The following is a 15983-nucleotide window of genomic DNA, read 5'->3' as shown; positions in this document are numbered from 1 at the left end:
GGCAGCTGCTGCTTTAGCTTCTTCTAATTGTGCTTTTAATTCTTCATATTTTCTTTCATATGCTGCGATACTTTCTGGTGTCTTACCTGTTTCATCAGCTTTTACTAATGAATCTGCAGCTGTTTTTAATTTAGCTTTTTCTTCTGGTGTTGCTGCTTCTACTAAAGCTTGTTTCGCTGCTTCTAATGCTGCTTTCTTCTCATTAACTTTATTTAAAGCTTCCCTCACTTTTTCTGGTGTTGCATTTTCGTCATTAATAACTATTTCTGCTTCTTGAATCGCTTCTTGGGCAGCTGTTTTCGCATCATTATATGCTTTTGCACTATCCGTAGTCTTACCTGTTGTTGGATCTGCTTCTGTTGCTAAAGTATTTAATGCTTCTTTTGCATTTGTTAACTCTGATTTGTCTGCTTTATTAACTAATAACTCTGCTGCTTTTGTTAACTCTGCTTTGGCTGCTTCTACTTGTGCTTGAGCTTCTTGTACTTCTGCTTTTGTTGCATTATCACCTTTTGCTTCTACTGCGGCAGCTGCTGCTTTAGCTTCTTCTAATTGTGCTTTTAATTCTTCATATTTTCTTTCATATGCTGCGATACTTTCTGGTGTCTTACCTGTTTCATCAGCTTTTACTAATGAATCTGCAGCTGTTTTTAATTTAGCTTTTTCTTCTGGTGTTGCTGCTTCTACTAAAGCTTGTTTCGCTGCTTCTAATGCTGCTTTCTTCTCATTAACTTTATTTAAAGCTTCCCTCACTTTTTCTGGTGTTGCATTTTCGTCATTAATAACTGTTTCTGCTTCTTGAATCGCTTCTTGGGCAGCTGTTTTCGCATCATTATATGCTTTTGCACTATCCGTAGTCTTACCTGTTGTTGGATCTGCTTCACCCGTCAAGGCCTCAAGAGCTGTTTTAACTTCTGTAAGTTCTGTCTTATCCGCTGTTAGTTCTTTTTGTTTTTGTAGAACATTTTTTAACGCCTTTTTATAATTATCAGTAGTGTCTAAATTAATATTTTCTATGAGATTTTTTACTTTCTCCAATTCAGCATTATAAGCATCCTTAGAATCTGATGTCATTCCTCTTTCATCCTCAGCAGCTGTTGCTTTTAATTTTTCATAAATACGAGATAATAAATCTTTAGCTATTTTATTAGTATCTTGAGTAATATTAAAGCCTAAACCTGAAATCGGTAATGCATACTGCCTTAATGGAGATTGATATCCCATTCCTAAATGTTCATTATCAGCAGAGCTAATTCGTACTGTATAATCCGTAACACCTTTTTCTAAGTCAATCTCTTTACTTTCAAATGTACCTGCCGTCCCTGTCGGAATATAAGCTCCTTTCATTTTACTTTCTACTTCTGTCTTGTTTAGATTATAATTATTAAATCTGCTACGAATAAACTGACCATTACCATCTCTTGCTTTAGTAACTGTTGCATCACTATCTGTTAAATCTTTTTGAGGATCAAACATTTTTGAATATACTGTCTCTGGTTTTCCATTTTTATTCACAATAACTTCAACTTTATATTTAGCTTTTGTTCCATTAATGTCTCCAGTATATCCTGTTTTAAATTGAATCTTTACTTTTGAACCCACTTCTGTTGAATAAGCTTTGAAAGTCTTCTCTATTCCATTATAATCCTTAAGAGCTTTGGCAGTGCTGCCCGATAATCCTGTTCCTCTATATTCAGAATTATCGTAGGCCGCCTCCTTAGAGCTAGCACGCGTCCTTACCTCTGATAACAACAAGATATAGTTACTTGTCCTATCAAAAGCTTGTTCCCCTGTGTATGTCCTATAGTGCTTCCCATTTTGTTCACTATACACGGTATTTACTGTTTCAATCGGAAAAACTCCATCTTCAGTTTTCTTTGCAATTGCAAATTTACCAGTTTCTCCTACCGCTTTCCAACCACCGAAGTTTGTAATATTTTTAACTTGTCCTGATTGTGTATTTGTTTGTTCCCCCAGTTTATCCATATCATTAATTTTTGTATTATTTTGGATAGCGCTTGGTAATTTTTCTAGTTTTTCTTTTAATTCATCTAGTCCTGCATCATCCCCTGGAGCTGTATAAGTCTGATTTGCAGCTAGGTCGTCATCGGTTGGAGTCGCTGTTGGGGCAGGTGCATCACGTCTTTTACGTACTTTTGGCTTGTTGCTTGCTTCTTCTGATCTTGTACCTTCACTGTCCTCTGTAGATTTTGGAGAGCTAGAGTCCCCACTCACAGAGTTTTCATCCGATTGAGTCTTTGTTGTAGTTTCGCTTCTTTCAGATGAGTTGGCTTCTTCCTCTTTGGTCTCTGGATGACTTTCTTGCTTGCCTTCATCCCCTGCTTCAGTATTGGTTGCAGATCCTTGTTCCTTTGCAGCAGGAGCAGCGTAGGTTGGCTGCTGTTCCTCTGATTTTTTCTCTATTTCCGAATCCTTATCAGCTGCCACCTCCTCATTCGACTGTATGGCCTGCGCTTCCTCAGCAGATACCGCTCCACTTCCCATAAAGAGATACAGCGCCGCCACGGCTACCGAGGCAGCTCCAAAACTAACCTTACGAATCGAAAACCGCAAGCGCTTTTCTCTATCTTCATTACCTTTATAAAACATATATCATTTTGCTCCTTTTCCGATAATTATCGGCTTAGTATATCTATGGAAGGGCAAATAAAAAAGCCCCCCTAAAATATTTGAGCATACTTTAGGTAGGTTCAACTCATTATACTCCTTTTCATTTTATAAATCAAACATTATGAACTAATCTTGATATGATACGGTTTATTATGAGAAGAGAAGATTGACTTCATTTTCTCCTACGATTGGTTCTTTATACAGACTCAACATATCCACGACAAGCTGAAACCAACATTGTTTGACTTGATCGTCAAGTCCTTCACTTCACCACCTGCTAGCTGTTTTAAAAGAAAAAACGCTTGAAAAATCAGCGTTATTCTTCGTATATTATTAAAATATATGATTCTATCAGTTTTTTAGAAATATTTTATAGTTCAAGAACGATAAGCTCGAGAAACAGCTAGAGTTTCAAATTGCACTACTATCATACAAAACTCTTTGATCCTATTTATTTTTATCACAATTTTGATTTATAGTTCTCCGAATACCTTTTAAATGTGAAAGCATTTCATTGGAGCTTTGAAAAATACATACACTGTTTTTATTCGTATGTTAACTTGATAGAATCTTTGTCTTCAAGCATTTTTTAATGTTAACGACAGGCAATATGAAGTTGGGGAACTCATTACCCCGAGTAATCATATCAGATACGATAGGCCGAATATAGGACCAAAGAATTGCTAGACCATTCTCTTTAAGAAAAGTTTCAAAATCAATATCAAATTCTGTCTCGTCATATATAAATGAAAATTCTCCAACAATATCTACAATAAGCTCAAAAGCAGAATCATCTGAATCTATATTTCCTTGCTTTGTTATCAAGTTAACATAAGCAAGGTTTTCAGATTTTCTTATTAAAATCTGTGCAGACAATTCAGGATGTAAATTAATAGTACTATTTGTTTGGTCAAAACTAGGATTTCTTCGATAGGATACTTCATTTAAAAAATAATCTTTAAATTGTAAAGAGGACATTAAGCTGCCACCTCACTATTTTCTTTTGTTGTAATTAAGTTTTCAGAATCTATTGGTAAATATGAAAAACATGACTTCTTGTTTTTTATATTATATTTAGGCATTGCATTTACTTTAGTTATAGAATTCAAATCATAAAACTCTTTTTGATTATTTAATTGAGAAGTAAAATGGATTTCATCTTTATATTTTTTAAGACTTCCTGATATATTCAAATCATAATCAAATTCATTGTTTACTGAATAAATTTTGTTGGCCTTAATATTTTCAACTAATTCTTGGAACATTGGAGAATCCATCAAAGAAAATTCTTCAGTTCCTAAAAAGTTTGACAATAAACTCATAAAAGCCTCCTTATTTATAAAATGTTTGTAATACAATTTAAATCACGGATACAAATTTCCTCTCCGTTCTTTCCGTTAATTACTGGTAAAAATGGAATATCTGTATATGTTTTAGACTGCACGGCTTCATAATTTTTCCCATGCTGAGACGCTAAATCAAGCAACAGCTCAATAATTAATCCTTGATTTTGGTTAAGAAGAGTAGCTCTATTTTTGGCTCCGCTATCTGCAATATCTGTAATCTCACGTTCAATTTGAATAAATGCCGCTTGTCGATATTCTTCTAATAAGCTTTGGTTTGCTGAGTCATCCAACATAAAAATATTGTTCATAGAGCTTAGGATGATTTTAGCATGAATTAACTCAGGCCTAACCCCGGGTTTGCTTAGTTCAAATGACTTATACTTTGCTACATGAGCAGAAGCAATCGTTTTACCAGTATCTTTGTCAAAAGGTAGAAAAAAATAAATACCATTACCCAAGTCGTTCGGATGTCTCTGCTTATGAATACCAGGTTTATATTTCTCATAAGAAAAACCAGCAGATAGAATCTTTTCTTTTATTGGTGGTGCCGTGCCACCCACTATATTGTAGCATAGAACCTCCTGATGAAGCTACTAACTGGATTATACTGTTAAAGCTTAGATAATTCAACTATTACGGGCTTTTTTGAAAACATTCTAGCGATTTCCAGAACGTAACTGAGCATTAAGACAATAACTACCTCACCTTATCATGCCAAAATTATCGGATTTTATCCAAATAAAAAGCCTATAAAGTCAGTATTTTTATTTTACGTTAAATAAAGATCACTTCAAAAAACTTTTGGGGCAAGTTTGGGGCAGAAAACCGTGATTACTCACGGACTTTTTCTATTCTTCAAGAAAACGCTTTTTTTGAAGAATAGAGTGGATTGGAACTAGAACAGTAACTACGACTACTAAAACATTTCTATAAATTAATTTGACTTTCCTAATCAATTTGTTCAAATCTTATTTCAATCTACTATAAAAAAACACAAGCCTGCGGAAACATTATCTATTCTAAATAGTCTTTTTCTGTTATGACTCTTAATCTAGTAGAATAATTCTGGAATGTTGAGAATTTAAAGCGTTTAGGATCTTCAAGTTTGTTTCTATCGTTCATTTCTAAAGCACCGTTATAGTCTATAATAGCTTTTATCAACTTATTAATTATAGCTCTATCATTGTCCATTACTTTATAATAATCTTCGATTTTTCGAAGTCGAAAAGTAGTATTTAGCAAATAACTTTCATCTTCTAAAATCAAGGTTTTACCAATATCTAATCCTTCAACATACCCTTCTTTTGCTGAATTTCGAAGCTTATACTTCAACTGATACTTTTTAGGAATATAACTTCTAAATGGAATCAAGAAAGTTAGCCCCTATATTTTGACAAGAGTTACCGCAAATCCCCTTCCTTTATTCATTACTTCCTTCGTCTTAAAGTCATAGTCCATCGCTTGAATAAGGTCGTAATCCTTGCACATTTTTAAATCAATTTGACCTAATTTTAACTTTTTGCTTTTCATTTCTATTCCCTAGATAAAAAGCTCACTAAAAAGTGAGCAACATTTCCAATGAGATACTTCTGTTGACGAGCGCGTCTCTCCGCCCCCTCATTGCCTCACGAAAAGGCTAGACGAATCGAAAGGAGGTGAGTTTTCCTGTTTTCAATTCTACTTATTCTTACACATTTTTTTAATTTTGTCAAACAAAAAAACGCAAGCCTAAGCCTGCGGTGTTTGAAATAACGGACCCTTGGCTGGTCGGTGTACCCAGCATCTCAGATATCTTTTTGCAAGGTGTGGCAGGAACCTTTCTGCCCTCAAATGTCTTTCGTTAATGTTATTCTAGCACTATCTAATTTTTTGTCAAGTTTTCTCAATCTACCAGACTTGATACGTATTAGCTACACCCTCAACAAATTTATACTCTTCGAAAATCTCTTCAAACCTCCTCAGCTTCCACCTGAAACCTCAAAACAGTGTTTTGAGCAACCTACAGCTAGCTTCCTAGTTTGCTCTTTGATTTTCATTGAGTATTAAAAAACTCTCTTATCTGAAACCATCACAAAAAAACAATTGAAATACTAAGCCTACACAGACTGATTCCAATTGTTTTTTAGATTGTTTAACAATCAATTTTACCATTCTTCATAGTCAAAACCATCATAATCTGGATATTGTTCTGGCGGCGTTCCAACCGAACGTACGAGATAAGCTTCTTCGCCCTCTGTCTCGATTTCTCTCAGCACTTGGCATTCAAAACGCCATTCATCACCGAAGTCGAAAATAAACTTAAATTTTTGTTTGACACTTAGGGTATCCAGATAGACATTTTCTGTGTAACGTTCTTCAACATCATCACTAACAAAGCTAAGAAAGTAAGAATCTGCATGACTCCACGCAACATTATCCACGAAAAATGCATGAGCATGAGCATTTGCAAAATCAAAACTCCATAAAATCACATCTGCTAGTTCTACTAACGTTTTTGTTTTTGGAATTTATATATGTCGGTAGCAACCTTTTTAAAATTTGACGAAAATGACCCAGGTTTCTACAGATGCTGGCTTTTCAGCTTCTATTTCTTGTTTTACTAATTTTAAGTGTACCACAATACCTCCAATTGCTCATCGATAGAATTGCTCTTAGGAAACATTCCCTTTCTGCTATTTTATTATAAGTTTGTCTAACTGTGGCATTTGAAACTAGATAATTCTTCTGTTTCACGCGAAACACCCTGCGCCAAGCAAGGTGTTCTTGTTTTTAAGTTGTATAAATGGTCGAAGCTGTCGCAATGGTATGCCACTGGTTGGCTGTTGTGGCTGCGAAGCCCTTGTCTGCGTAGAAGTCGTTAAATGGCAGGATTTCCACTTCTAGTTCGTCGATGCGGTCAAGCTGGCCAGCCAAATAAGCCTTGATACGGCTTTCTGCTCGTTTGATGCGTTGCAAGAGTCCGCCCATACGGATGTCAACCGTATCCAAACCAAAGACCTTGTTTTCTTTCAGCCATTGGTGGCTAAAGAGGGCATGGAAGTGCTCAATTTGGCTTCTGAGTTCTGGTAATTCTTGTCTTGCGATTTCTTGCAGACTTTCTTTATCATCCGCTTGGTAAGCCTGACGAATGCGTCGTCCCACATCCACTTTGCTACTTAAAATGGCATTCAACTGAGCCTGAGTTTCAAAGAGGTAAGAGTAAGCACCAGCTTTTTCTTTAATGTTAGCAAGGGTCTCAGCAGCCTGAGCGAAGTGCGGTTTGTCCTGTTCAGGTTTCATGTGTCGGTCAAGGATCGGACAGAGAACATCCTGATAAAAGACATAGCGGTTAGGATTGATCCCACTGAGATTGCCTGGTAGATCTGGCAAGAGGTTGGCTAGGTCAATCTGCATGAAATCCTCAACTGATAAACCTGTATTGGTCTGGAAATGAGCAGACAAACGGTCTAGGTCATTGCGATAGCTGAGTTCTGCCCAGATTTGCAAACTTGGTAGGACAGAGAATTGGGCAGTTTCCCCACCATTGTCCCCCCAACCCGTTACAATGACTTCTTTTATCTCATTGGCACGGCAGGCTTTATTAGCCTCAATAGCTACTAGACGGCTGAAATGGTTGTTGGGTGTGAAACCAATCCACTTCCAAGCACCACCTGCAAAGGCAAGGTCATGACTAATCTTATGATGATTGCGGAAGTTGCGATTGTATTTTTCCTCGCTATCCTGATAATAGTCCCAGTAAACCAAGGTCACTCGGTCTTTGAGACGGTCTAGGTAGACACGCGTTTCCTCTGGAATTTCCACATCACGGTCGTACTGGCCATCTGCTGACATAAGTTTAAAGAACATATCGCTCCACATCTGGCAGTGGAAACCATACTTGTCAGCAATATCCAGCACGCGCTCCAAGTGTTGACACATGAGGAGACTACGATCCACAACACCGTTCAGAATCAAGTAGCGTCCCAAGCCAACCAAGTGGGCTTCGTCCATCCCGATATTAACCTTGCGAGTTTGCAGTTTAGACAGAGTAGCAAACATGCCATCAATCAGGTCATAAACCTTTTCTTCGCCGATAAGAAGAATGTCCTCCACATCACGGAGTTCCTGCACTTCCTTGACACCCCATTTGACGAAGGCTGACAAGTGGGCCAAGGTCTGGATGCAGGGCACAAAGGTCATGTCAAACTGCTGGGCATAGGCTTCGATTTCCTGCAACTCCTCAGCCGAATAAGCCCCGCGGAAATAGCCAAAGTAAGGTTGTCCCTCAATCTGGTAGGTGTCTTCCATGTAAAGCTCAAAGGTTGAGTAGCCCATGAGAGCCAAGACCTCAATCATCTGCTTGGCAGAAGTCACATTCAGCACCGCATTTCGAGAACAGTCAGCCATGTAGGCTAAATCTTCATAGGCCGCCTGCTCCTCAATCTCTACTTTGTCAGCTTCTACTAGGGCTGTTGCCAACAAGGACAAGGCACGATAAAGTTGGTGGGGTTTGCGGTAAGTTAGTTGATAGTGGCCACCCTCACCCTTGATAGAGATAGAGGCTTGGTCAGACTGAAAAACTGCCACTTCCACATCTGGTAAAGAGATATGTTTTGTTAGCAAGTCGATAGCCTGAGTTTGTTTGGAACTAAGTCCTGTAAATCTTACCATTGCTTTTCCTCCTGTAGCCAGTTGACAAGGGCACCGTAGAGATTGGCATCTGCGTGATGGGTGCAGGCCTGGATAACTGGTGCGACCGTGTATTCTTCGTAGGCATCGACAAAGTCTTCAACAGCCTTCTTAACACCTTGGATAAAATCTGGATTTTGACTGATAGAGCCACCCAGACTGATGACATCTGGATCGATCAGATACTGGATATTGAGCAAGCCTTGCGTCAGATTGCGGTTCATGCGCTCAATGGCTTCTTGACAAAGAGCATTACCAGCTGCGGCCTCTTGGTAAATCTTGCGACCGTCCCAATCAGTATGACCAGATTTTTCAATCACGTATCGTACCATATTCCCAGTTGATGCTAGTTGCGACCAGTTATTAAGTTTTTCAGCAGGGGCAAGGGTTGTCATGTAGCCAAATTCTCCACCCAGACCGTGGCGACCTCGATGAAGTCTACCATTGATAATCATGGCTCCGCCAATCCCTGTCCCAATCACGACACAGGCTGCATTTTCAAGCTCTGGATGAGCTAGTAGTTCACTGAGTCCAACGCAGTTGGCATCATTTTCTAAATGGACAGGTAGCTGATAAGAGCTAAGCGCCTCATACCAAGAAAAGCCATGGATGTAGGGCACCGCACTGAAGCCATCAATCACACCTGTCTCTTGATTGACCGCACCTGGAACGCTCATAGCAATCCCACTGTAATCCTGCTCTGACAAACGTTGATCTAGCCAAGCTAGTAATTCCTCCAAGTTTTCTGGTGTTGGGATACTTGTCTTATCTAGTATTTTCCCATCAGGAGTCAGACTAGCGAACTTAATCCCAGTCCCTCCGATATCAATCGTTGCAATGGTCATTGTTTTTACCATAAAAGGGGCAAATCAGCAGTTAGTTCTTACCTTTTCGCCCCTCCTTTCTTTTTATGTTTACTTGTTGAAATTAAATTTCTTCTTTTTTAATCAATTCTGTACGAATTTCTTGTGGTGAAATGAAGCCTCTATGAACTGGGTATGGTCGTTCAAGTAGGTCCAGGAAGAGATGTTGACTTTCTGGTACATGCACATTTTCACTACACATATTGTAGTAGCGAAGGACATAGCCTTCTTCATTTTCAGCTACCTTAAAGGCTGTTGGACAGATTTGCGGTATGCTGAGAACAGAATGGCTCAAGAGACTACCAGTCGCAGCCACGCTTCCTTCTTGTTTAGCAAGCTGAAGGCTGGTAAATGGTGTCTGCAAGGCTTTAGCACGACGATAGGCTGAAAAGCGTTCTTGGGCTTGGTGGCATTCAAGTGCAAACTCGACTTCAAACTCACGCAAGCATTGTGCTTCTGGTGTTGGGAAGTAACCCCAGTCACCTAGCTCACCTGACGCACGCAGAATAGTCACTGCAATGGTGTCGTCTCCAAGGATTTCGTATTCATTCAATCCCTTGTTGGATACGGTCACACCTTTTTCATCGTCATACAGACTAACAAAGGCTTGTTGGTGTTGAGGATTTTCAGGATTTTCCCATGAAGCTGCTGGTTTGTTTGGTCGTGTCACCACCTCATAGATGCTTTCAGAATCATTGCTTGGACGCGTGTTGTGAGTCTTGACCAAGAGACGGATACGATGGTCTTTGGCAGTGTTGGTAAAGCGAGTCTTGCAACGGATTTGTGGATTGTCAACAAAGACAGTCATCTCAGTTTCCAGAGGAATGCTTGTCATTTCTTCTGACCGTCCAGCTTCACGCTTCATAAACTCGATGATACCTTTTTGCTCTTCTTCTAGCTTTTCATCGGCACTGACAGGCACAGTCAATTCATGTTTGAGCAAAATCTTAGCGTAGCGAGCTGTGTTTTCCAAGACCTCGTAGCCCTTAAGCTCTGCATAGATTGGCTCTGTTCCTTTTGGTTGGAAATAGATATACTCGTTTCCGATGTCACCACGGTCTTCGAAGCGGATAAAATCTTCGTAGGCTTCGTGAGTTGTCTTATCATAAACTGTGATAGTGTCATCCACACTCACCGTTACGAATGGTGTATCAATCACTCCGTTTTGGTAAATACCCTCACGGTGTTCTTGCTCTCCTTCCAGCAATTGGAAAGTTGTCCAAGAAAGCGGCGCTAGGTGAACTGGAATGGTCACGCGCACTTGTCGAGCGATACGAGCTTGGCGGAACTTGTCTTTTGGTAAATCGTACTCAAAATTAGCCCCAAGGTCTTCGATTTTAGCCTCTACAGGACGCCCATCCAAGTCCTCCACACGATAACTTGGCAAGGTTAAGGCAGCCATCTTCTTGTAACCTTCTGTTGGGTGCAATTCCTTGAAATCACAAGTCGCAACATCAATCACTGTGCTGACAGTATCGACCTTATCATGCAGGCCTGTGTTAATAACCGTAAAGAGATAGTCACTTTGAGCTTCGTGAGTTGCAATTTTGCCCTTCCACTCGTTGAGAAGATTGGTCTTAACAAAGGTTCCGACTTGGTTAACCTTGGCAAAACGAGTTTCCATCTCACGGTGAACTTCGTCCACGCTACAGCCACAGATACTATCATGCGGCGCATTCTGCAAAAGAGTTTTCCAAGCATAGGTCAACTGGTCCTTGTGGTTATGACCCCCAGTGATAATTGTCAAGGGTTCTACAACTTGCTCTAGGAGGTTGCTATTTTCTTGGAAGGCTTGTTTGAGATAAATACGAGATGAAGAAGTGTTGGCAAGTGTGTACCAGCCGTCTGTTTCCTGACTGGTCAACTCACCTGTAACCGTTGATAATTGCTCCGGTAGGGCACTTTCCACGGCTTGGACATATTCATCAAAGGAACTGTGAACAAAGGTCACATCTGGGAAGAGTTCATTTGCCACACGAATAGCTTCGCTCAGATTTTTCTGTACAGGCTGGTGGTCACAGCCGTTCATCATCAACCATTGGTTGATCGAAGCATAGGCACGCACATCTGACAATTTTTGTTTCCAGAAGGTCAAGGCCTCATCTTTATCAACTGGGATTTCATTCCCGTTACTGTACCAGTTGGCAAAGAGAATCCCGAGGACACGACTTCCGTCCGCACCCTGCCAGTACATTTCTGAAAACTGGGATGTAAACTGCTCGTCTTCGAGGACTTGGTTGTCAAATCCAATCGGCTTCACACCACGACCAAAGGCTGCCACGTGAATGCCTGATTTTTGAAGGATTTGAGGCGCTTGTCCCATATTTCCAAAGGTATCTGGGAAGTAACCAATCTGGGTTGATTTGCCCCATTTGGCAGCTTCTTGCTGACCAATAAGAGTATTGCGGACATTGGCTTCACTTGAAATCAAGTAATCATCCTGCAAAATGTAAAAGGGACCAATTTTCAATTTTCCTTCGTCAATGTAGCGTTGAACTTTGTCACGATTTTCAGGGCGAATTTGCAAGTAGTCATCAAGGACAATGGTTTGACCATCCAAGTGGAAGCTCTTGAACTCAGGGTCATTTTCAAAGAGATCGAAGAGATTGTCAAACAATTCCACCAACTGCATACGGTGACTTTCAAAAGGCAAGTACCACTCACGGTCCCAGTGACTATGTGAGATAATATGTACAACAACATTTTCCATGAAGTAAAACCTCATTCTAAATTTAAATTTTAACGTTTCAAATGTAAATTTGTGATTCTGACAAGAATCAGTTGAGCTAATACTCAACGAAAATCAAAGTGCAAACTAGGAAGCTAGCCGCAGGTTGCTCAAAGCACTGCTTTGAGGTTGCAGATAAAGCTGACGTAGTTTGAAGAGATTTTCTAAGAGTATAAAGCACGCTCCTTAGCGAATATCCAAGTAATCCAAGACCAACTCACAGAACATCATGTTAGCCCAGGAGAACCATTCACGAGAGTAGAGGGTCGGATCATCTACGTGGAAGCTTTCGTGCATGACACCTGTACCACCATCGCAGGCAACCAGCTGATCCAGCAAGAAGTTTTTCTCTGCCTTATCTCTTGTTGTCAAGCCTTGGATAGAAAGGGCGATTGGCCAGATATAGCGATAGAAGGTATGAGAACTTCCGAGACCGCTAGCGTATTCTCCTTGGTAGAAATATGGATTTTCAGAGCTCAGAATGGTACGACGAGTAGCTTGATACACTTCATCATCGACCGAACAGTAGCCCAGATAGGGCGCAGCTAGTAGACTTGGTACATTTGGATCATCCATGATGCTGGCATTTCCTAGGCCATCCACTTCAAAGGCATAAATCTTTTCGCCCTTGCTGTTGGTGGTGTAAGCGTAGTTTTCGATTCCTTCTTGGATTTCATCCTGAAGACGCTTGGCATCAGCAATAACACTCTGGCTATCAGCTAGGTTTAATGCTGCGAAGATTTCTTGCACATAACCCAAGACTACTACAGCAAACATATTTGACGGAATCAAGTAGCTATACTGGCAACAGTCATCACTCGGACGAAAAGCTGACCAAGTCATACCTGTCACTGCAAAGTCAGGTCCAAAGCCATCATTTACCAAGGTGTCTTCCTTACGGTCCGTATCTCGGACAAAACGATAAGGAGAGTTCTTGTGGTCTTGTTCCACCGTCCACAGATGAAGAATTTCCTTAGTCGCTGCGACAAAAGTTTCATCAAACTGACTAGTCTCGCCAGTCTCTTTCCAGAGGAGATAAGCCAGCTGCAAAGGATAGCAAAGCGAGTCCACCTCGTACTTGCGTTCCCAAATCCAACCATTCAGGTCGGTATGGTCTGTCTCGTGGTGCCCCTTCCAGTTTTCCTCAATGTTGAAGGAATTGGCATAAGGATCCTTGAGAATCAAGGTCATCTGACGTTTGACTAAACCTGCAATAGTCTGACGCAGGAGGGCATCTCTTTTAGCCACATGCAGGTAGGGTCTGAGTTGAGCTGTCGAATCCCGAAGCCACATGGCAGGAATATCTCCTGTGAGTACAAAAGTTGAACCATCTTCTAAGATTTCAACCGTATTGTCCAAGGTGTCTGTGTAGCAACGCTCGAAAACATCCACCCACTCTGGATGGTCCTTAGCCCGCTCTGCCACTTCATCTAGCCATTCTCTAACAATTTCTTTTGAATAAATCATCGTGCAGTATCCTCTTTCAAACAAGTTTCATTTTCAGTATATAGCTTTTGAGGCAGAAAATACATACACAAATGATAGTCATTTTTCTACAAAATAGTTATCTTTGAACCTCCTTTTCTAAAGGCCCTCTTTTTCTGATATAATGTAGAAAAACAGCTAAAGGAAAGACTATGAAACCACTACTTGAAAGCATCGATACCCGATTTGGAACTGCCAGCAAGCATGCCTTTTCTCGGGGAAATACCCTGCCATACACAGGCGTGCCTTTTGGGATGAATTACTTTGTACCCCAGACCAGTGACCAGGAGGGCTCTTGGTTTTTCAATCCGCATCTGCCTATCTTTCAGGGAATTCGATTAACCCACCAGCCCAGTCCTTGGATTGGGGACTACTCTTGGCTCCTTCTGACACCTGTCACAGGCCAAGTGGGTGGAGACAGCCTCTTCCATCGTCAGTCTTCCTATGATATGGATAAGGCCTCTTTCCAGCCTCATTATCTGAAAATTTTCTCCCTGCGCTATCAGATTGAAATCCAGCTCACACCGACTTGCTACGGTGCTTCTATTCATTTGGAGCAAAAGCAAGGCAAAGCCCTCTCCCTCTATCTTCACGCAAAAGATGAACTGACAGTAGAGCAAGTAGATAAGCGGACTCTTGCCCTACGACAAGAAGGAAAAACTGAAACCAACAAAAATTCGCTAACGATGTTCACTGCCCTGCAAATGAATACGGATATCCTTGCTATCAGCCAAGAAGGCGAAGACTGTCGAATTGACTTAGCAAGTAGTCAAACCGAGATTCAGCTAGCCACTTCTTTCATCTCTCCTTCTCAAGCTCTAATCAATCTACCTCAAGAAGATTTTGATAGCTGTAAATCAAGTGCCCAAGTGGATTGGGAAAATCTCCTCCATCGTTTTGACATTATAGAGACAGGAGAGGCTGACCGAACCTTCTTTGACCACTGTCTCTACAGACTCTTCCTCTTCCCACAGACTTTTTATGAGGTTGATGAATCAGGGCAAGACATCCACATGGATCTGGCTACTGGCACTGTCAAGCTCGGGGTTCTCTTCAGCAACAATGGCTTCTGGGATACCTTCCGCACTACCTTCCCCCTCTTTGCCCTTATCATACCGGAACACTACCACCGCTTTTTAGAAGGATTTCTCAATAGCTACCGCAATACTGGATTCCTTCCAAAATGGCTGGCTCCAGATGAACGGGGTATGATGCCAGGTACACTTTTAGACGGCATTATCGCAGATAGCGCCTGCAAGGACATGGCTCCTGACTTAGAAGAAGAACTCCTTCAAGCCATGCTCGAAACAGCCAGCAAGTCTGACCCTCTCGGCATCAATGGTCGCCACGGACTAGCCCAATACCAAGAACTGGGCTACCTCTCTACCGACCACCACGAAAGTGTCAGTCATACCCTAGACTATGCCTATAGCGACTTTTGTATCGCCAGCTGTGCCAAAAAACTTGGTCAGAATGACATCGCGGAAACCTATAGGACTGCTTCACAAAATTACCGCCATCTATTTGACGCTGAAACAGGTTACATGCGAGCGCGAGACAGCCAAGGCCGCTTCCCCCCTGACTTCTCTCCCTATAGTTGGGGACGTGATTATGCCGAATGTTCAGCCATCCAAGCAACTTTAGGCGTTCTCCACGACATCCCAGATTTAATCCAGCTTATGGGTGGAAAAGAAGCCTTCAGTAACTATCTTTTGAAAACCTGTCAAGATGCTCCCCTCTTTGAGACAACAGGCTATGGTTACGAGATTCACGAAATGAGCGAAATGGCTACTGCTCCTTTTGGACAAGTCGCCATTTCCAACCAACCGAGCTTCCACATTCCTTATCTCTTCCGTTACAGCAACTACCCTGACTACACTGCCCTTCTTATCAAGACCTTACGTCAAAAAGCCTTTCACCCAAGCTGGCAAGCCTATCCTGGCGATGAAGATAACGGCAGTCTCTCTGCTTGGTACATCTGGTTAGCTCTCGGATTTTATCCGACCTGTCCAGGAAAACCAAGCTATGATCTCGGAATCCCTCTCTTTAATCACCTCCGTATCTACCTGGCTAAAGAAGATAAATGGCTGGATATTCATACTGAGCAAAACCACAGCCATTTTAACTTTGTCAAAGAATGCCGACTGGACAAAAACCTAGTATCAACTATTCAACACCAAGACCTCCTAAAAGCTAAGTAACCGCCCAATAACGAAGTATATTGAAAAATCTCCAGACTAGAGAACTCACGGATAGTTCCTA

At 41.1% G+C, this 15983-nt stretch carries 12 protein-coding genes; 1 reads left to right on the top strand and 11 read right to left on the bottom strand.

Annotation, left to right across the window (positions count from 1 at the left end; translation table 11 throughout):
- The 11 genes from HT729_RS07860 to HT729_RS07815 form a co-directional block, all read right to left on the bottom strand.
- Positions 1-2610, bottom strand: a 2610-nt coding sequence (locus HT729_RS07860; RefSeq protein ID WP_172931871.1) for a YSIRK-type signal peptide-containing protein, incomplete at its 3' end; no start/stop codon positions are given.
- A gap of 576 nt (positions 2611-3186) precedes the next feature.
- Entirely contained in the window at positions 3187-3609 is a 423-nt protein-coding gene (locus HT729_RS07855; protein ID WP_226372392.1) for a preprotein translocase subunit SecB, read from the bottom strand.
- Positions 3609-3953 (bottom strand): hypothetical protein, encoded by a 345-nt coding sequence (locus HT729_RS07850; protein WP_050971712.1) that lies wholly within the window; start codon positions 3951-3953, stop codon positions 3609-3611. Before HT729_RS07850 ends, HT729_RS07855 begins: the two co-directional genes overlap by 1 nt.
- A gap of 14 nt (positions 3954-3967) precedes the next feature.
- Positions 3968-4537, bottom strand: a complete 570-nt coding sequence (locus tag HT729_RS07845) for a hypothetical protein (RefSeq protein WP_138701546.1) — start codon at positions 4535-4537, stop codon at positions 3968-3970.
- 454 nt (positions 4538-4991) lie between these two features.
- A complete protein-coding gene (locus HT729_RS07840) occupies positions 4992-5348 on the bottom strand; it encodes a hypothetical protein (protein ID WP_226372047.1) in 357 nt (118 codons plus the stop codon).
- 12 nt (positions 5349-5360) lie between these two features.
- A complete protein-coding gene (locus HT729_RS12090) occupies positions 5361-5507 on the bottom strand; it encodes a hypothetical protein (RefSeq protein WP_240164429.1) in 147 nt (48 codons plus the stop codon).
- Between the two features lie 614 nt (positions 5508-6121).
- A complete protein-coding gene (locus HT729_RS07835) occupies positions 6122-6448 on the bottom strand; it encodes a hypothetical protein (RefSeq protein WP_345890464.1) in 327 nt (108 codons plus the stop codon).
- 298 nt (positions 6449-6746) lie between these two features.
- Entirely contained in the window at positions 6747-8627 is a 1881-nt protein-coding gene (locus tag HT729_RS07830) for a beta-N-acetylhexosaminidase (protein ID WP_172931870.1), read from the bottom strand.
- Complete coding sequence (locus HT729_RS07825; RefSeq protein ID WP_172931872.1) at positions 8621-9490, bottom strand: ROK family protein; 870 nt, start codon at positions 9488-9490, stop codon at positions 8621-8623. Before HT729_RS07825 ends, HT729_RS07830 begins: the two co-directional genes overlap by 7 nt.
- An 82-nt stretch (positions 9491-9572) precedes the next feature.
- A complete protein-coding gene (locus HT729_RS07820; RefSeq protein WP_172931869.1) occupies positions 9573-12218 on the bottom strand; it encodes an alpha-mannosidase in 2646 nt (881 codons plus the stop codon).
- 204 nt (positions 12219-12422) lie between these two features.
- Positions 12423-13703: a glycoside hydrolase family 125 protein gene (locus HT729_RS07815; RefSeq protein ID WP_172923428.1), complete on the bottom strand. Its 1281-nt coding sequence runs from the start codon at positions 13701-13703 to the stop codon at positions 12423-12425.
- 170 nt (positions 13704-13873) lie between these two features.
- Here HT729_RS07815 and HT729_RS07810 point away from each other — a divergent pair, with 170 nt between their 5' ends.
- Entirely contained in the window at positions 13874-15922 is a 2049-nt protein-coding gene (locus tag HT729_RS07810) for a GH92 family glycosyl hydrolase (RefSeq protein ID WP_172931868.1), read from the top strand.
- The last annotated feature ends 61 nt before the right edge of the window (positions 15923-15983 follow it).

It is taken from the genome of Streptococcus sp. 79 (genome assembly GCF_013277425.1).
In the GTDB taxonomy this organism is placed as follows: Bacteria; Bacillota; Bacilli; order Lactobacillales; family Streptococcaceae; genus Streptococcus; species Streptococcus pseudopneumoniae.
This window is presented reverse-complemented; position numbering and strand designations above follow the sequence as displayed.